This window comes from Arenibacter algicola (genome assembly GCF_000733925.1).
GTDB classification, from domain to species: domain Bacteria; phylum Bacteroidota; class Bacteroidia; order Flavobacteriales; family Flavobacteriaceae; genus Arenibacter; species Arenibacter algicola.
This window is the reverse complement of the sequence record NZ_JPOO01000003.1, coordinates 2,482,160-2,500,272: the sequence shown is the minus strand read 5'-3', so window position 1 is coordinate 2,500,272 and position 18,113 is coordinate 2,482,160. Positions and strand designations below refer to the sequence as shown.

The 18,113-nt window shown below is 40.5% G+C and carries 12 protein-coding genes; 5 read left to right on the top strand and 7 right to left on the bottom strand.

The genetic code is table 11. The features are described from left to right. Positions 1 to 6: 6 nt before the first annotated feature. Together U735_RS0121285 and U735_RS0121280 are read left to right on the top strand one after the other, a co-directional pair. The gene (locus U735_RS0121285) at positions 7 to 780 is read left to right on the top strand and encodes an SDR family NAD(P)-dependent oxidoreductase (RefSeq protein ID WP_031445756.1); all 774 of its coding nucleotides are present in this window, start codon (positions 7 to 9) and stop codon (positions 778 to 780) included. Beyond that, positions 777 to 1,913: an ATP-binding protein gene (locus U735_RS0121280; protein ID WP_031445755.1), complete on the top strand. Its 1,137-nt coding sequence runs from the start codon at positions 777 to 779 to the stop codon at positions 1,911 to 1,913. The genes U735_RS0121285 and U735_RS0121280 overlap by 4 nt, the downstream gene beginning before the upstream one ends. Positions 1,914 to 1,932: 19 nt before the next feature. On the opposite strand, the gene U735_RS0121275 is transcribed toward U735_RS0121280, so the two are convergent. Then, complete coding sequence (locus U735_RS0121275; protein ID WP_031445754.1) at positions 1,933 to 2,880, bottom strand: carbohydrate kinase family protein; 948 nt, start codon at positions 2,878 to 2,880, stop codon at positions 1,933 to 1,935. A gap of 120 nt (positions 2,881 to 3,000) precedes the next feature. Beyond that, positions 3,001 to 5,553: an adenosylcobalamin-dependent ribonucleoside-diphosphate reductase gene (locus U735_RS0121270; RefSeq protein WP_031445753.1), complete on the bottom strand. Its 2,553-nt coding sequence runs from the start codon at positions 5,551 to 5,553 to the stop codon at positions 3,001 to 3,003. Between the two features lie 412 nt (positions 5,554 to 5,965). On the opposite strand from U735_RS0121270, the gene U735_RS0121260 reads away from it, so the two are divergent. Together U735_RS0121260 and U735_RS0121255 are read left to right on the top strand one after the other, a co-directional pair. Continuing rightward, entirely contained in the window at positions 5,966 to 6,691 is a 726-nt protein-coding gene (locus U735_RS0121260; RefSeq protein ID WP_031445752.1) for a metallophosphoesterase, read from the top strand. A 63-nt stretch (positions 6,692 to 6,754) separates the two neighbouring features. Further along, positions 6,755 to 7,753: an acyl-ACP desaturase gene (locus U735_RS0121255; protein WP_031445751.1), complete on the top strand. Its 999-nt coding sequence runs from the start codon at positions 6,755 to 6,757 to the stop codon at positions 7,751 to 7,753. A gap of 162 nt (positions 7,754 to 7,915) precedes the next feature. On the opposite strand, the gene U735_RS0121250 is transcribed toward U735_RS0121255, so the two are convergent. The 5 genes from U735_RS0121250 to U735_RS0121230 all read right to left on the bottom strand — a co-directional run bounded on the left by U735_RS0121250 (position 7,916) and on the right by U735_RS0121230 (position 12,167). Further along, positions 7,916 to 8,467, bottom strand: coding sequence for a hypothetical protein (locus U735_RS0121250; RefSeq protein WP_031445750.1), 552 nt, complete (start codon positions 8,465 to 8,467; stop codon positions 7,916 to 7,918). A gap of 18 nt (positions 8,468 to 8,485) precedes the next feature. After that, the gene (locus U735_RS0121245; protein ID WP_031445749.1) at positions 8,486 to 8,683 is read right to left on the bottom strand and encodes a hypothetical protein; all 198 of its coding nucleotides are present in this window, start codon (positions 8,681 to 8,683) and stop codon (positions 8,486 to 8,488) included. A gap of 628 nt (positions 8,684 to 9,311) precedes the next feature. Beyond that, positions 9,312 to 10,865 (bottom strand): L-piperidine-6-carboxylate dehydrogenase, encoded by a 1,554-nt coding sequence (amaB, locus tag U735_RS0121240; protein WP_031445748.1) that lies wholly within the window; start codon positions 10,863 to 10,865, stop codon positions 9,312 to 9,314. 153 nt (positions 10,866 to 11,018) lie between these two features. Then, positions 11,019 to 11,564 carry a 3-hydroxyanthranilate 3,4-dioxygenase gene (locus U735_RS0121235; protein WP_031445747.1) on the bottom strand — a complete coding sequence of 182 codons (546 nt, stop codon included), beginning with the start codon at positions 11,562 to 11,564 and terminating at the stop codon, positions 11,019 to 11,021. Between the two features lie 126 nt (positions 11,565 to 11,690). Continuing rightward, positions 11,691 to 12,167 carry a CAP domain-containing protein gene (locus U735_RS0121230; RefSeq protein ID WP_031445746.1) on the bottom strand — a complete coding sequence of 159 codons (477 nt, stop codon included), beginning with the start codon at positions 12,165 to 12,167 and terminating at the stop codon, positions 11,691 to 11,693. Positions 12,168 to 12,520: 353 nt separating this feature from the next. On the opposite strand from U735_RS0121230, the gene U735_RS0121225 reads away from it, so the two are divergent. Continuing rightward, positions 12,521 to 18,031 (top strand): alpha-2-macroglobulin family protein, encoded by a 5,511-nt coding sequence (locus U735_RS0121225; protein WP_031445745.1) that lies wholly within the window; start codon positions 12,521 to 12,523, stop codon positions 18,029 to 18,031. The last annotated feature ends 82 nt before the right edge of the window (positions 18,032 to 18,113 follow it).

Below are 18,113 nucleotides of genomic sequence, written 5' to 3'. Positions count from 1 at the left end.
ATTTTTATGAGTATTACTAGTAATGATAAACCAACAGCATTTATAACCGGGGCTACAAGCGGAATTGGACTTGCTACCGCCAAACTCTTTGCCTCCAATAAGATTAATTTAGTTATTTGTGGCAGGCGAAAAGAGCGCTTGAACGAACTTAAAAAGGAACTGTCCAGACATACCAAAGTTTTCATTTTGGAATTTGATGTACAGGATAAAAAAGCAGTTTTTGAAGCCATTGCTTCTCTTCCGGAGGAGTTTTCCAATATTGATATTCTAATCAATAATGCCGGCAATGCCCATGGTCTGGACTCTATTGAGGAGGGAAATATTGATGATTGGGAAGCTATGTTGGACATAAACGTTAAAGGCCTTTTGTATGTTTCCAAAGCCATTATGCCAAAAATGATCAAAAACAAAGCGGGACATATTATAAACATTGGTTCCATTGCGGGGAAGGAAGTGTATCCAATGGGGAATGTATACTGCGCCAGTAAATATGCTGTAGATGCCCTAAACCAAGGGATGAGAATAGATTTAAATAAACACGGCATTCGCGTTGGGGCCATTAATCCGGGATTGGTGGAAACGGAATTCAGCAAGGTGCGGTTTAAGGGCGATGATGGCAGGGCCGAGGCCACCTACAAGGGATATAAGCCGCTGCAACCGGAAGATATTGCAGATGTCATCCATTTTATGGTTACCAGACCCTCCCATGTTAACATTGCTGATTTATTAATTTTGCCTACGGCACAAGCGAGTGCCACTATTGTCAATAAGGAATTATGATCAATAAACGCCTGCTCGTTAAAAACCTACTTGCCCATAATGATGAAAATAGTTTTTATGATAAAAAGCGCTTTATTGATATTGGACAGAGGGAAGGAAAGGCTAAATTTTTAAAGCATGTCTGTGCACTTGCCAATAGCAACCCTCAAAACAATTCTTTTATCGTTATTGGGGTCGAGGATGAGGACAATGAAATTATAGGGGTCGATTTTTTTGATGACAGCAAGATTCAGAATTTGGTAAACGCCTATTTGGACAATCCCCCACGGATTACATATGAAAACATTCCATTTCCGCATTTGCCCATGGGCAAAGTGGTTGGTCTGGTAACTATAAAGTCCAATGGGATGGTTTGTTCCCTGAGAAAGAACATCTGGAAGTATTATGGGGGATCGGTATTTTTTAGGGACGGTAGCATAAGTATGCCAAAGGCTTATGGCATTCAATTGACGGATGTTAATGCGGGTATTGTGGCAACCATAGAAAAGCATGCCAAAAATAATATTGAACTTACCTTGGATGGGGTAATCGATTTTTTGAACGAAAGGCACAAAGATCTTACAAGTAATTACAAGGTTTTTAAGGAGCAATTTGTGGTTTGTTGGGCGGGGCATCAAAAAAAAGTAAAAAATGAAACCTATTATTCCCGTGTCGACATAGAATTGATCAATGAACAGGTAAAGTTGTTTTTTTCGGAATTCGACGAAATTACGATAGCTTATGATGAAAATTCCTTTACTACCATAGAATATGTGCAGTTGGGCTTAAGTAGTCAACAGAAATATTACCCCTTGGAAAAAGTTGTCATAACTTTCATGGATAATGGCACCTATACCATTCAAAGCGATTTAATATTTGAACCTCCCTTATATGACAAGAAAACACTTCATCATATATACAACGCCAATGTGGCCATGCTTAAAAAAATTGAAAAGGAAATTCCTTTGACCCCTAACGAAGTAAGGGATTTGGATCTGTTGTCCGATACTTTTCTAATTTGCTATGTCAATGGCTTTGAAGAAGCCAAGGATATCATGGAAAACGTAAAGCCTATCATGAAAAAATATAATCTTCCCGTGTATCAATCCATAAAGGAATCGCTACGTATCATTAGAAAGATGAAGTATAATTAGGGGGTGACGACCATTATATTTAAACCTGATTTATTTGTTCTTGGGAAGGCAAGGATTCTATGGCCCCATAGTTAAGGGTGGTAATAGCTCCGGCCTTGTTGGCATCCTGAACCATTTTTTCCAACAATCCGGAATCGGCTAGGAGTGCGTCCAGATTGGTAGTAAGGGAAATCTGTTTTAATAAACATCCGATAAATGCATCTCCCGCCCCCGTGGTATCAACCGGTTTTACCTTTATACTTGGAATTATTTTTTGAATTGAAGGTGTGCTTAAATAGGTCCCCTCCCCACCTAGGGTAACTGTAATTATTTTTGTGCCCAACTGGTGTAAAAAAGTACAGGCCTCTTTTAAATCTTCTTTTTTTGAAAGCAATTGGGCCTCTTCCAAACTAAATTTGCACAAATCCGATTTTTCTACAAAAGGGAGACATTTTTGGATAAAAATTTCCTCAGTTCCTTTCCATAGGTCTGCCCTGAAATTAGGGTCGAAACATATAAAACTATTGTGGGATATAGCTTCTTGTAAATAGAGCGAATAAGCCTCTTCCAAACTACCGCCTAGGAAGGAGGTTGCTGCCCCAAAATGTACAATCTGGTCCTTAAATAGATTTTTCAATCTAATGTCGTGCGTTAATTCTTTGTCCGCCCCACGGCTAAAAACAAAATCGCGCTCCCCGTCCTCTGCAATGGAAACAAAGGCCAAGGTAGTGAAAGTATCGGAACGCTGCGCCAGGGAAACGTCCACTTGCCCCTCCGTTAGGGTGTTGATTAGAAAAGTGCCAAAGGGATCTTTGCCTACACAGCCAATGAAAAAACTTTTGCCCCCCAGCTTGGCTATAGCCGAGGCCACATTGGCCGGGGCACCCCCTGCTTTTTTGGTAAAATTATGGGCTTTTGCTAGATCGCTCCCTTGTTTTTCCGCTACAAAATCTATTAATAATTCCCCAATACAGAAAACGTTTTTCATGCCTTGTTTTTAAATGATTGATCTAAAATAGATAGAAATACGGAGTTATACTAAAAACGCCCCCAAATGCTAGTATTTAGGGGCGTAACTTTTTGAATTAAGACTATAAATTAAAATGATTTATCCGCATTTGGACGAACCACAATCCTTACAGGTAAGGCATCCTTCTTGGTATATCAGATTTTTGGAATTACAGGAATCACATTTTTGGCCCTTGGCCTCCGTGCCATCGGCAACATATCTTTTCAACGATCTTGCTACCCCATTCTTCCAGGTATTGATAGATTCACTGTCCAGTTGTAGGCTATTGATAAGGTCTACCACTTTTTCAATAGGCATGCCATGACGAAGGGTACTCGAAATTAATTTGGCATAGTTCCAATATTCGGGATTAAATTTATGGGATAGTCCTTCTATGGTCGTCTTATAGCCTCTTTTGTTCTTATACTGAAAATCATATCTTGAGGAACCGTCCTCATTTCTACTTTTTATGATCAATCCGTTGTTCACCCATCTAGGAATTAATATACCGTCCTCATCATCGGCCATACCGGTAAAAATTTCATAGGGCTGGTCGTTTATCAAGCCAATAAAAGCGATCCATTTTTCTTTGTTATTTTGAAGTCGCACCACATCGGCCTCCAAAATTTGGGGACGTTTTGTGGGGAAATGGGTGAGGGATTCCTCATTTTCCGATTTTTTTTGGTCATTGGAGATCAGAACACCAGATCTGGAACCATCCCGGTAAACAGTGACACCCTTGCAACCTGCTTTCCAAGCTTCCAAGTAGAGTTTGCCGACCAATTCTTCGGATACATCGTTTGGAAGGTTTATAGTGACACTTATAGAATGGTCTACCCATTTTTGAACCGCACCTTGTAAACGGACTTTGCTCAGCCAATCCACATCGTTGGAAGTGGCTTTAAAATAAGGCGAACTTTCTACAATCTTCTGTAACTCTTCTTGGGAATAATTTTTTTCTGTATCAATTCCCTTGACGGACATCCATTGTTTAAATTTATGATGGAAAACCAAATATTCTTCCCAAGAATCCCCAACTTCATCCACAAAATCAATACGAACATTCTTGTCATTAGGGTTAACTTTTCTACGGCGCTTGTATACAGGTAGGAAAACCGGTTCTATACCAGAGGTGGTTTGGGTCATTAAACTTGTGGTACCCGTGGGTGCAATGGTCAATAGCGCTATATTTCTTCGGCCGTATTCCAACATTTCGTAATACAGTTTTTCGTCGGCTTCCTTCAGTCTCAGGATAAAGGGGTTGTTTTTTTCCCTTTCCGCATCAAAAATTTGAAAGGCACCTCTATCCTTGGCGGTATGTACCGAGGCCCTATAGGCTTCCAGGGCAATAGTCTTGTGTACTTCAATTGAAAATTGGTTGGCCTCTTCACTGCCATAACGTAGGCCAAGTGCTGCCAGCATATCTCCTTCTGCGGTAATGCCTATTCCTGTTCGCCTTCCTTGTTCGGCCTTTTCTTTGATGTTGGTCCATAAGTTGTATTCCACAGCTTTTGTTTCATCCAATTCCGGATCCTCTTTTATTTTTTTCAGGATCACATCTACCTTCTCCAATTCAAGGTCAATAATATCGTCCATAATACGTTGGGCCGCCGCAATATGCTCCTTAAATAGTTTAAAATTAAAGCTTGCATTATCTGTAAAAGGTTGATCTACATAGGAGAAGAGGTTAATAGCCAACAAACGACAGGAATCATAAGGACATAGTGGAATTTCGCCACAGGGATTGGTAGATACGGTGTTATAACCCAAATCTGAATAACAATCCGGTACGGATTCCTTTATTATGGTATCCCAGAACAAAATACCCGGTTCTGCCGATCGCCAAGCGTTATGTACTATCTTGCTCCATAGTTTTTGCGCATCTATTGTTTTGGAAACTTTAGGGTTGGGGCTATGGATAGGAAATTTTTGGGTGTAAGCTTGTCCACTTTCAACTGCTGTCATAAAATCATCGTCCATTCTCACGGAAACATTGGCTCCCGTTACCTTACCCTGTTCCATTTTAGCGTCTATAAAATCTTCGGCATCCGGATGATTTATGGAGACCGATAACATTAGCGCTCCCCTTCTACCATCTTGGGCCACTTCCCTGGTAGTATTGGAATACCTTTCCATAAATGGCACCAGGCCGGTCGAGGTCAAGGCCGAGTTTTTTACAGGAGATCCCTTGGGGCGTATATGGGATAGATCATGACCAACTCCGCCGCGGCGCTTCATAAGCTGTACCTGTTCCTGGTCTATTTTCATGATTCCCCCGTACGAATCGGACTGCCCCTCATTGCCTATTACAAAACAATTGGATAGGGATGCAATCTGAAAAGGATTACCAATGCCCGCCATTGGGCTACCTTGGGGGACTATATATTTAAAATTTTTGATGAGGTCAAAAATTTGCTCTTCTTTAAGAGGGTTTGGATATTTTTGTTCAATTCTGGAAATCTCGTTCGCTATCCTGTGGTGCATATCATCTGGGGTCAGCTCATAAATATTCCCTTGGGAATCTTTCAGAGCATATTTATTTACCCATACCCTGGCCGCAAGGTCATCACCTTTGAAATATTCTAATGAAGCATTAAAGGCTTCTTCCTGACTGTAGGTCTTTTGCGGTCCTTGGGCGATTTTAGTTGGCATATAATGATTTTTAAGGGTTGTAATAAAATTGGAATTAAGAACAAAAGTATTAAAAAAAGTAGAAAGCAAAACATGATAATTATCATAGAAGTTTACAAGAAAATAGTATCAAATAATTGATAATCAAGTAGTTAGTGATTTATCAACAGGAAAAAGTTAACAAATAAATTATACTTTTTGTCAAATTATATTTTTTGACAACTATGGATTTAAATGGAATTCCCGCTTCTGGAGGCTTGCAGGTCTTTTATTTTGGGCTATATGTTTTCAATCGGTTCAATCTGGTTAACTGCATTGTTAATTTACTGCGAATTATCCATTGATTATATGATTTGTACTTAAATTATCCCTGTAAATCCATTTTTAGTTCATTTGCTATGGATATTAAAGTGGTATTTGCGATTTTTGCCAAATGAGAACATTGGTAATCGGAGACCTACATTCTGGGTTAAAGGCCTTGCAACAAGTATTGTTAAGGGCGAAAGTTAGTCCCAGTGACCATCTTATTTTTTTGGGGGATTATGTTGATGGCTGGAGTGATGCTGTGAACACGGTAAATTTTTTGATGGAGCTTAGGCTAACACATAATTGCTCGTTCATAAGGGGAAATCATGATGAACTATGCAACGATTGGTTAAAAAGTGGCGATCATAATCCCGTTTGGCTGCAACATGGAGGGAGTGCTACCCAGAATTCTTATCGGTTGGTGGGGGATGATATTAAGGAAGCCCACATTGAGTTTTACGATAATTTGGATAATTATATTCTGGACGCTGAAAATCGCTTGTTTATCCACGCAGGATTTACTAACTTAAGGGGTGTGGGCCACGAGTATTTTACCAAAACCTATTATTGGGATAGGACCCTTTGGGAATTGGCATTGTCTTTGGACCCATCGCTGACCAAAGAGGATGAATTTTACCCTCAAAGGTTAACACATTACAAGGAGATTTTTATTGGCCATACTCCGGTAACAAGGATTGGGAGGACAACTCCAAAGAATGCTGCCAATATTTGGAATGTGGATACGGGGGCGGCCTTTAGAGGGCCATTGACGATAATGGACGTAGCCTCAAAGCAATATTGGCAAAGTGATCCGGTATATTTGTTTTATCCCTCCGAAACGGGAAGAAACTAAATTTTACATTCCTTTGGCACAGATTATCAAGATTATTAAGGATATTTACATAAAATTTGAAGAATGTCTAATAAGAACGTTAGAATAGAAGTGATGAAGTCCATTGAGGGTAAGGTGGATGGTTTTATAGACCAGTACCTTATTCCAATACAAGACATTTGGCAACCCACGGATTTTTTGCCTGACACACAAAGTGAAGGCTTTATGGATCACGTAACCCAGATACGTGAGGAAGCCAAGGAATTGGGGTATGATCTTTGGGTCACCTTGGTAGCGGATACCATTACCGAGGAGGCATTGCCTACCTATGAATCTTGGTTAATGGACGTAGAAGGAATAGATCAACATGGTGAAAACAAGAATGGTTGGTCCAAATGGGTGCGTCATTGGACCGCCGAGGAAAATAGACATGGAGATGTGCTTAACAAATACCTTTATTTGGCCGGAAGGGTAAATATGAGGGAAATGGAAATAACCACCCAGCATCTTATTGCCGATGGTTTTGATATAGGAACGGATAGAGATCCTTATAAAAACTTTGTATACACCTCTTTTCAAGAGTTGGCCACCAATATTTCGCATAAAAGGGTGGGTCAAATGTGTAAAAAGGGAGGCAATACGCTTCTTGGTAAAATGTGTACTATTATCGCAGGAGACGAAATGCGCCATCATTTGGCCTATAGGGAATTTGTTAAGGTAATATTTGAAAACGACCCTAGTCAAATGATGTTGGCCTTTGCCGATATGATGAAGAAGAAAATTGTAATGCCGGCCCATTTCCTAAGGGAGTCTGGAGGTAGCATAGGGACTGCTTTTGAGAATTTCTCAAATTGTGCACAAAGATTAGGGGTTTATACTGCTCAGGACTATATTGATATCTTGAAAAAATTGAACAGCTATTGGGAATTGGATAGTATTAGAAGTCTTAACGATGATGCGGAAAGGGCAAGGGACTATTTAATGAAATTACCGGATAGATTGGAGCGAATCGCTAGCAGGATGAAATTCCCTGAGGACAATTATAGGTTCAAGTGGGTGGAAGCCAACGGAAGAATGGTCTAGCAATTAGAGTGCTAAAAGACAAAAACACCCCATTTAGGCACCTGAATGGGGTGTGTTTTTATTATATTTTTTACCGCCAATAGACCTATGACATAATTGTAATATGTATATGTACAATTTTTATGATTTAACTGAAGCCCAGTATTAAGAAGACTGTATTTATTATAGTTTTCCTCTTTTGTGTTCTTCCTGCCATTTGTGCAATTCTTTCCATTTGCCTTCGTAGGCCATTTTTGCCTGCATAGGCCATGAGGCAGGATCGTGAATTTTATAACGCGCACCTCCACTGTCCAGTATCTCCTGACATTTGGCGACGGCAGTTTCGGACAGATCCTTCCATGTTTTAATATCAAAAGAATTGAAAAGTTGTTGAATTTTAGGTCCAATTCCTTCCACGATCTTTAGGTCGTCTCGCTTTACAGTTTTTCCTAAGGCAGCTTTTGCTGCCTGTGCATTAAATGGAAGTAGGGCTTCTGCGGCGGCTATTGGGGCCACGGGTTTGGCAGGAACAACAAGCTCCACTTTTTGGGATAGTTGTTTGTTGCATGCCGCCAGATCGGTTTCCAGTTTTGCGTTTTTGTCCTTTAGTAAATTTAATTCTGAAGTGTGGTCTATTTGGGAATTCTTGCCTTTTCCAATTAAATAGCCAAATAGTGCGCAGACTATGCCTACCACGGCGGGTATAAACCAGCACCAAATACTAAGGTTTTCCATATGCTTTATTGTTTTGGGTTAGTTATTTTGTTCAAGGTTCTGAGGCTCATTCTTTTTATCAGCCAGGATACTATTTTTAGTGATATCCTCTGTATTTTCAACCGAGGGAGTATCCTCTGTTTTGGTTATGCATGTATTGCACAACATAAGGTTAAAATAGGTTCCAGCAACAATGGCAATAACAATACCCAATAAATTGGTTGTTTTTTTGGACATTTCGAATAGCTGTTAGGGTTTTGCCTAAATGTATTAAAAAATTCCCTTAAATGTTAAAAAAATGTTATTAAATATTCCGTATCAAATAGTTAGCAAAATAATTCGCCTAAGGGAAGTTAACTCAATTTCTGGCAAAATTTAGAAAGATAATGTTGTTTAGGGCCGGTTGTAAAAAAATGTTTCCGCCCTATGATTAAACTACTTTATTCTGGAATGTCGGTACGAAAATTTAGGGCAGCAGTTGCAAAATGTACCAATTATACACATTTTATTACCATCCATATAGTTTTGCTTTTAATCATGGAATGAAATGTAGACTTTAGCGCAAATATTAGAATTATAAAGACCTTATTTCTCCCGACTAAGTTCCGGCATTGAAATAGGTCTTTTTCACCATAATTATTTGAGTTAGTTTGGTTAAACCCGCAGCTATTTCTAATGGACCTATTCGGGGGGAGGGGAAATTTTCAAGTGGCTACGGGTTTATATTTTAGCCAACGATCAATTATAAACGTTTTGTCTTGGAGTATAGAGCTATTCTTCAGGATGTAATTTGGTTGGTTAGTTTAAAACCCGCTATGTACTGGATACAAACCAGTACATAGCGGGTTTTTTCATAGGTTGAATTCTAAAGATCAAACTTTATCCCTTGGGCTAAAGGTAATTCGGTAGTGTAGTTAATGGTGTTGGTCTGTCTTCTCATATAGATTTTCCAGGCATCCGAGCCAGACTCACGGCCTCCACCAGTTTCTTTTTCCCCTCCAAAAGCTCCTCCTATTTCGGCTCCTGAAGTTCCAATGTTGACATTCGCTATACCGCAATCGCTACCTTGAGCTGATAAAAAGCGTTCCGCCTCCCTTAGATTATTTGTCATTATTGCCGAAGATAGTCCTTGGACCACTCCGTTCTGTATGGCAATGGCATTTTCAACATCCCCTGAATACTTTAATAGGTAAAGCACTGGGGCAAAGGTCTCGTGTTGCACGATCTCAAAATTGTTGTTTGCTTCGGCAATTGCTGGTTTTACATAGCATCCGCTTTCAAATCCTTCCCCTTGCAGCACCCCTCCTTCAACAATTAGCTTGCCTCCTTCTTCCACCACTTTTTTAAGTGCCTTTTGGTACATTTTTACGGCATCGGTGTCTATCAAGGGACCTACGTGGTTCTTTTGATCCAATGGATTGCCTATTCGCAATTGTTTGTAGGCAGTAACTATTGCATCTTTTACCCTGTCATAAATAGAGTCGTGTATGATTAATCTTCGTGTGGAGGTACAGCGTTGGCCTGCCGTGCCAACGGCCCCAAAAACAGCTCCGATAACGGTCATTTTTATGTCCGCGTCAGGGGTTACGATAATGGCATTGTTTCCTCCAAGTTCAAGAAGTGATTTTCCCAATCGGGCGGCCACTGCCTGGGCTACTATTTTTCCCATGCGTATAGACCCTGTGGCAGAAATTAGAGGCACCCTTTTGTCATGGGTCATAAATTCGCCTACCTTATAGTCGCCATTGATCAAACAGGAAATACCTTCGGGAAGGTTATTTTCCTTAAATACTGCTGCGGCTATGTTTTGACATGCCACACCGCATAAGGGCGTTTTTTCACTGGGTTTCCATATACATACATCTCCGGCTATCCATGCCAAGGCTGTATTCCAGGCCCATACCGCCACTGGGAAATTGAACGCCGAGATTATGCCGACCACCCCTAGAGGATGATATTGCTCGTACATTCTATGTCCAGGTCTTTCCGAGTGCATGGTAAGTCCGTGCAATTGTCTGGATAGACCTACGGCGAAATCGCAGATATCAATCATTTCCTGTACCTCTCCCAAGCCTTCTTGATATGATTTTCCCATTTCATAGGAAACCAATTTTCCCAAAGGTTCCTTAAGTTCACGAAGTTTATCTCCAAACTGTCGCACTATTTCCCCCCTTTGGGGTGCGGGTTTTGTTCTCCAAATTTTAAATGCATTGGTGGCCGCATCCATTACTTTTTCGTAGTCCTGCTTGGAGGTGGTTCTTACTTTGGCAATTAGAACACCATCCACTGGAGAGTATGAGCTTAACTCCTCTCCGGAAGAAAAATTATCCGAACCTGTTGAGGTTCCATTATTTATAGCTTCGACGCCTAATTTTTTCAGGGCTTCTTGGATTCCAAATTCTTGCGCAATTCTTGACATTTATAACTATTTTATCGTTAATTGTTATATTTTTCAAATTTACAAATTAATGTGCAGTCTATGGTATAACCAACCATAAATGTTTTAAAACCGGATTTGCGGTTTTTTAGCCCATCTCAGGATATGGGAAGTAACACTAAATAGGGATGTCGTCTATTGGTCTTCCTTGGCAATAAATCTTTCGTCAACGGGCATTACAGTGCCACAATTGCTGCAGGTTCTAAGTTCTTCAGAACCATAGAAGGTTTTGAAATGCCCCAAAAAGTCCTTTTCAATATTATTTAAGGTGAAGTATACCTCATAAAGTTTATTGTTGCAGTTATCGCAAAACCAAAGTAAGCCATCATCAACGTTCATCTCGGCCCGCTTACGTTCTATAACCAAACCTATAGACCCTTCTTTCCTAACGGGGGAATGAGGTATTTTGGCCGGGTGCAGGTACATGTCACCAGGTCCCAATTGCATGGTCTTTTTTTGGCCGTTTTCTTGAATATGTACCTCAATATTGCCTTCTAATTGATAGAACAGCTCCTCTGTTTCATTGTAATGATAATCTTTTCTGGCATTGGGGCCGGCAACAACCATAACAATGTAGTCTCCCGATTCCGTGTAGAGGTTTTTATTTCCTACGGGAGGCTTTAAAGTATCCCTGTTCTCGGAAATCCATTTATTTAGATTGAATGGTTGCTTTATGGACATAGTCTATCAAATTGAAGTTAATATTATGCTGCCGCCCATTAACTTTCAATAGCAACTGATACGCTATCAAATATTAAAACACGGTATAACATCAAAAATAATAAAAGTAAACTGCTTTTAAGAGGACTATCGGTAGAAGAGTTGTGTAAAATATAGTTTGCCGTCTGTGTTCCTCTTTACACTTACAGCGGTGTGCGTAAATTCACCTTCCATAGTTTTTCTATGCTCAGAACTGGCCAACCATTTTTGAAAGGCCTCATGGGCGGAATCGTAGTCTTTTGCTACATTTTCAGAGACAAAAGAGGCATTCACTGCTTGGGAAATATCCGATGCACGCGCGCTAAAATTGTCATGGTTGATAGATCCTTTGGCTATCATGTAGTCTGTATGTTTGTTGGCAAACTGATATGCCACTGAGCTGAAATCCAAATCGTTATAGCCCAAGGAAATACGATGGTCGTTGACGATTCCCAGTAATTCCTGCTCCACTTCAACCGCATTTTCGACTTCGGGACTAATTGCCGGTCCTATAGACTCTGTGCTACAAGAGAATACTACAAATGCGAACAAAAGCATTGCAAAATAATGCAATTTCATTTTCATATAATGTTCTATTTGTAAGTAGGAAGAAAGGGAAGAATGGGGAATTCTTGTGTTCTCGTAATCGGCTTCTCGTAACCAACGGTTGTAATATTAAAAAAATTATTTAGCAAGAAGTTGAATTAAGTGATTTATTCGACGAAATGCATAGCACAATATACATCCTGTAATCCAAGGATTACTTATATAATGGACTTAGAGTTATATTTTCGATGCACATATAGTATTTGGGATTTCGGGGCTAAGCTTGGAATTGAAATGAGAGGTAAATAAATTTTTGCAGCGCTTAATTGGATCAAAAAATATTCCACAAAAGGAAAACCTTTTATCTTTACTGTACTAAATTGGTTCTTTTCATGAAAGTAATTTTCCGTGCCCTAATATTTCTTTTCATCCTTGGTTGTAACCCGAAAAAAGAGACCGGCAAAACTCCAGCAGATAACTTAAATCTTTATCAGGAATATATAACGGAAGTGTCCCATGGAATAATTTCTGTAAGGGCAGATGTACGGGTTGTGCTGAGCCGTCCTGTTGATTCATGGGAAAGCGGAAAGGAATTGGATGGCGATTTATTGGTTGTATTTCCCAAGACAAGTGGCAAGGTGATAGCCTTGGATAGTAGAACCATTGCTTTTGTACCCAAGGCCGGTTTTCAGCAAGATAGTAGTTATGGGTTTACATTGGATCTGGGATCTGTTATTTCCGGGGTCCCAAAAGAGTTGCGCAAGTTTAATTTCGAGGTGAAAACATTGAAACAACAGTTTAATGTGTATACCCAGGCCCTACAGTCCTATTCCAAGGATTATCAATATTTGGAAGGACAATTGAAAAGTGCCGATCAATTAAGTTTGGAAAAGGCCAAGCAATTGTTGGATGTAAAACAGAAAGGGAAAATGGTCCCTGTTAAATTTGATTCATCCATAGCAGAAGGAACCCAATTTCATTTTAAGATAGATAGCATTCAGCGATTCACAGAGGATACGGATTTGGAGGTTGTGTGGGACGGAACCGGTATGGATATTGAAAGTGCAGGAAAAAATACTATAAAAATATCGGGCAAGAGTAATTTTACTATACTCGATGTTGGCTTGGAAACAGGGGAAAATCAGATCATAAACATCAATTTCTCGGATCCCTTAAAAAAAGGACAGAACTTCAAGGGGCTAGTAGTGCTGGAAGGCGATGGCAACCTAAAATACAATGTAGAGGGCAATACTCTAAAGATATATCCTTCCAAAGAGTTGAGCACAACACTAAGGCTCGAGGTTTTTGAGGGTATTGAAAGTGTAGATGGGTACAAGCTTAAAACAAAGCTTACAGAAAGAGTAGCCTTTGAACAAATAAAACCGGAGGTTCGTTTGTTATCCAATGGAACAATTTTACCATCCTCGAATAATCTAAAAATTAATTTTGAGGCGGTTAATCTGAAGTCGGTCGACCTAAGCGTCTATAAAATTTTTGAGAGCAATATTCTTCAGTTCTTACAAGGCAATGATCTTAACGGCAGTTACAACCTAAAAACAGTGGCACGGCCCATAGCCACCAAGAAATTGGATTTAGAAAACGGTCTTGGAAGTAATAGTGGTAAATGGTCGGCACATGCTATTGATTTAAGAACACTTATTACACCTGAGGTAGGGGCTATTTATAGGGTCGAATTTGATTTTAAACCCTCTTATAGTCTGTACAAATGCGAGGACACCAATTTTGAACAGCAAGCCCCATCGGAAGATGATTTTGATCAGGAAACTGAAAACAGCTCATGGGACGGAGTGGAATCCTACTATGAAGATTATTACTTTGATTATGACTGGAATCAACGGGATAACCCTTGCCATACTTCCTATTACTATGATAAAACGGTAGGAGCCAATGTATTGGCCTCGGATCTGGGGGTAACTGTAAAACAAGGGTTGAACAAGAGTTATTTTGTAGCGGTCAATAATATTGTAAACACTGAACCCATTGCCGGGGCCAAGGTAACTTTTTATAATTACCAACAACAGTCCATTGGGCAGGTAATAACGGAGTTGGATGGTACGTCTCTATTTGATACCGATCAATTGGCTTACTTTGCGGTAGCTGAGAGCAGTGGTCAAAAGACCTATGTTAAATTAAATGATGGCAACGCCCTGTCCGTAAGTAAGTTTAACGTTGATGGGGTTGCACTACAAAAGGGAATAAAAGGTTTTATTTTTGGGGAAAGGGGAGTCTGGCGCCCTGGCGACAAACTTTTTCTTTCGTTTATGCTGAATGATAAGGCCAATAAACTCCCTGTAGGGCATCCCGTGAAATTGGAATTGATGGATCCCTATAACAAGGTGGTGCACCGGGAAGTGAGGACAAATTCCCTGAACAATTTTTATAGTTTCGTTTTAAAGACTGATGAAAATGCACCTACTGGTAATTGGATGGCGAAAGTTTCAGTGGGAGGGGCAACTTTTTCAAAAACGATCAAGATTGAAACCATCAAGCCAAATAGATTAAAGATTAAGACAGCATTTGAGAATGAGATCTTGTCCGGTGGTAAACCCATTAAAGGTATGCTGGAAGTGGCTTGGCTTCACGGTGCGGTGGCCAAAAACCTAAAAGCGGATATTACGGCAAAGTTCAATGTACAGACTACAACTTTTAAGAACTTTCCGGCTTATGTTTTTGATGATCCTACAAGGGCGTTTGCCACAGAGGATCAATTAGTTTTTAATAGTGCCGTCAACGCCGAAGGTAAAGCAGCCTTTTCGTTAAATCCACAAATTAATAGTCAGGCCCCGGGAATGCTTACGGCAGCATTTATTACCAAGGTTTATGAAAATGGGGGCGATTTTAGTACGGACGTCTTTACAAAACAATTTTCGCCCTTTAATACCTATGTTGGCCTTAATGTGCCCAAAGGCTACAAAACAAGGGGAATGTTGCTCACAGATCAGCCCCATAAATTTGAGGTGGTAACGGTAGATGAAATGGGCAAGGCCAAAGCCACCAGCAATTTAAAAGTAACTATTTATAAAGTAGGTTGGAGATGGTGGTGGGAGACTTCAGCCGATAATCTTTCCAATTTTAGCAGTAGTGAATATCAGGAAAGAGTATTGGAGGAAACCGTAAGTACCGATTCCAGTGGTAAGGCATCATTTAATTTTGAGTTAAAATATCCCGATTGGGGCCGCTATTTGGTGAGGGTGGAAGACCCAAAGGGAGGGCATGCAACTGGTAAAACAATTTATGTAGACTGGCCGGGATGGGCCGGAAAAAGTATGAAAAACGATCCTTCTGCCGCCACTATGTTGGTGTTCTCTACAGACAAGGAAGTTTATAAGGTAGGGGAAACGGCTACCGTAACCTTTCCTAGTTCGGAAGGAGGCAGGGCATTGGTTACCGTTGAAAATGGTAGTGAAGTATTGCATTCGCAATGGGTGGAATCCGACAATGGTGAGACAAAATTTGAAATTCCTATATCCGAATTGTATACACCCAATGTTTATATCAATATTAGTTTGCTTCAGCCGCATTCCACTACCTTAAACGATTCCCCTATACGGATGTATGGGGTAGTTCCAATATTGGTAGAAGATCCTTTGACCAGACTGCAACCGGAAATTGCTATGCCGGATGTCTTAAAGCCTGAGGAAAGTATAACCCTCAAAGTATATGAGAAACAAGGTAGGGCCATGACCTATAGTATTGCCATGGTAGATGAAGGCTTGCTGGACCTTACCCGTTATAAAACTCCAAATCCATGGAATACTTTTTATGCACGGGAAGCACTTGGTGTAAGGAGTTGGGACGTGTACGATGATGTCATCGGTGCCTTTGGTGGAAGAATAAATCAGGTCTTTGCTATAGGTGGGGACGGAGAATTGGCCGGTGCCAAAAATAAAAAGGCCAACCGCTTTGAACCTATGGTGGTTTATTTGGGTCCCTTTAGCTTGAATAAAGGGGAGACAAAATCACATAAAATAGACATCCCTAAATATGTTGGTTCAGTCCGGACTATGGTCATAGCTGGAAATTCAGGGGAAGCCGCCTATGGCATGGCAGAAAAAGCAACCCCCGTAAGAAAACCACTTATGGTATTGGCTTCCTTACCAAGGAAAATCACTCCAGGGGAGACGGTAACCTTACCGATAACGGTTTTTGCTATGGAAAACAAAGTAAAGGAAGTGACTTTACAAATAAAACCGGATCCTTCTTTTACAATAGAAGGGAAGACCGTACAAAGTGTTTCTTTCACCCAACCTGATGAAAAAATGGCCTATTTTCAGTTAAAGGTAGCCGATTTTAAAGGTACCGGCAAGGTTGTGGTTGAGGCTTCGGGTAATGGGGAAAGGGCATCTTTTGAGGTGCCTATAGATGTGGTAAACCCTAATCCATTGACTACGGTTACGGAGGATATGGTTTTGGAGGCCGGCAGTAGCAGAAAAATAGACCTTGAAACTTTTGGTATTCCCGGAAGTAATAATGCAGAGGTGGAATTCTCTACCCTGCCACCCATGAATTTTAATGGAAGAATGCAATATTTGATCCAATATCCGCATGGGTGTCTGGAGCAGACCACCTCTAGTGCTTTTCCCCAGCTGTTTATTGCTGATATCTTCGATATTAACACAGCTAAGAAAAAAGAGGTACAGCAAAATATTGAAAGTGCCATAAAAAGGGTTGGTAGCTATCAAACCCCTAATGGCGGGTTTGCCTATTGGCCGGGGCAAAATTATGCCGATGATTGGAGTTCATCCTATGTGGGCCACTTTTTGTTGGAAGCCGATAAAAAAGGATATGTCTTGCCTTTAGGATTTAAGTCCTCCTGGGTGAATTATCAACAGGATATAGCTAGACAATGGAGATCAGGAACAGTGTATTCCGATTTGGCCCAGGCATATCGCCTATATACCTTGGCTCTTTCAGGGAATGCGGATATTGCGTCAATGAACAGATTAAGGGAAACAACCAACCTGTCCAATGAAGGAAAATTCCGCTTGGCGGCGGCCTACGGACTTGTTGGCCAGGAATCTGTGGCCCAACAAATAATTAAATCTGCAAACTATGATTTTTCAGAAGGTAAATATGAATACCAGACCTATGGATCCTCCGATCGCAATAGGGCCATGGCCTTGGAAACCTTTGTGCTTTTAAATGATAAGGTAAAGGCGCAGGAAATGGCCAGAAATTTGGCTCAGCGTTTAAGTTCGGATCAATGGATGAGTACCCAGAGTACTGCCTATTGCCTCTTGGCACTGGCAAAATTTGCCGATATGATAGGGGGCAAGGGAATTAAGGCCAGCATAGCTGTTAATGGAGGCAATATCACTATTAACACGGACAAAACCTTGGCCAATACCGGATTGGGCATTAAAACGGGGACCAATTCCATTAATATAAAAAATACTGGTGAAAATTTGCTTTATGTGAGTTTAATAAAGAGTGGTATTTTGCCTGTAGGTGAGGAGAGGGAGTTGCAAAGAAATTTGGTGGCCAATGTGGTCTTTAAGGGAAGGAACGGCATTAAGTTGGACCCATCTTCCATGATGCAGGGCACGGATTTTGTCGCGGAAGTATCGCTTACCAATACCAAGGCAGAATTGATCAAAAATGTGGCACTGTCCGAAATATTCCCTAGCGGCTGGGAAATAGTAAATACCAGGTTCACGGATTTTGGCGATTTTGATGAAAACGAAGTGACTTATACGGATTTGAGGGATGATAGGGCCAATTTTTATTTTGACATGAAGAAGAACGAAACAAAAGTGTTCAGGGTATTGTTGAACGCCTCTTACTTGGGAAGATATTACTTGCCCGGCATACAGGCAGAGGCCATGTACGACTATGATTATGCCGTTCGTGCCAAGGGCCAATGGGTAGAAGTTGTGCAGTAATTACTTGTGTTGGTCCTAAAAAAATGAATGTTCCTTTACGCAACCATTTTGTATTTTTTGCATTTATGAATAAAATATAAAT

What these genes read in the sequence shown, in the direction of transcription:
- U735_RS0121285 (WP_031445756.1), top strand. Translation starts at nt 7, where the DNA reads ATGAGTATTACTAGTAATGATAAACCAACAGCATTTATAACCGGGGCT.
- U735_RS0121280 (WP_031445755.1), top strand. Translation starts at nt 777, where the DNA reads ATGATCAATAAACGCCTGCTCGTTAAAAACCTACTTGCCCATAATGAT.
- U735_RS0121275 (WP_031445754.1), bottom strand. Translation starts at nt 2,880, where the DNA reads ATGAAAAACGTTTTCTGTATTGGGGAATTATTAATAGATTTTGTAGCG.
- U735_RS0121270 (WP_031445753.1), bottom strand. Translation starts at nt 5,553, where the DNA reads ATGCCAACTAAAATCGCCCAAGGACCGCAAAAGACCTACAGTCAGGAA.
- U735_RS0121260 (WP_031445752.1), top strand. Translation starts at nt 5,966, where the DNA reads ATGAGAACATTGGTAATCGGAGACCTACATTCTGGGTTAAAGGCCTTG.
- U735_RS0121255 (WP_031445751.1), top strand. Translation starts at nt 6,755, where the DNA reads ATGTCTAATAAGAACGTTAGAATAGAAGTGATGAAGTCCATTGAGGGT.
- U735_RS0121250 (WP_031445750.1), bottom strand. Translation starts at nt 8,467, where the DNA reads ATGGAAAACCTTAGTATTTGGTGCTGGTTTATACCCGCCGTGGTAGGC.
- U735_RS0121245 (WP_031445749.1), bottom strand. Translation starts at nt 8,683, where the DNA reads ATGTCCAAAAAAACAACCAATTTATTGGGTATTGTTATTGCCATTGTT.
- amaB (WP_031445748.1), bottom strand. Translation starts at nt 10,865, where the DNA reads ATGTCAAGAATTGCGCAAGAATTTGGAATCCAAGAAGCCCTGAAAAAA.
- U735_RS0121235 (WP_031445747.1), bottom strand. Translation starts at nt 11,564, where the DNA reads ATGTCCATAAAGCAACCATTCAATCTAAATAAATGGATTTCCGAGAAC.
- U735_RS0121230 (WP_031445746.1), bottom strand. Translation starts at nt 12,167, where the DNA reads ATGAAAATGAAATTGCATTATTTTGCAATGCTTTTGTTCGCATTTGTA.
- U735_RS0121225 (WP_031445745.1), top strand. Translation starts at nt 12,521, where the DNA reads ATGAAAGTAATTTTCCGTGCCCTAATATTTCTTTTCATCCTTGGTTGT.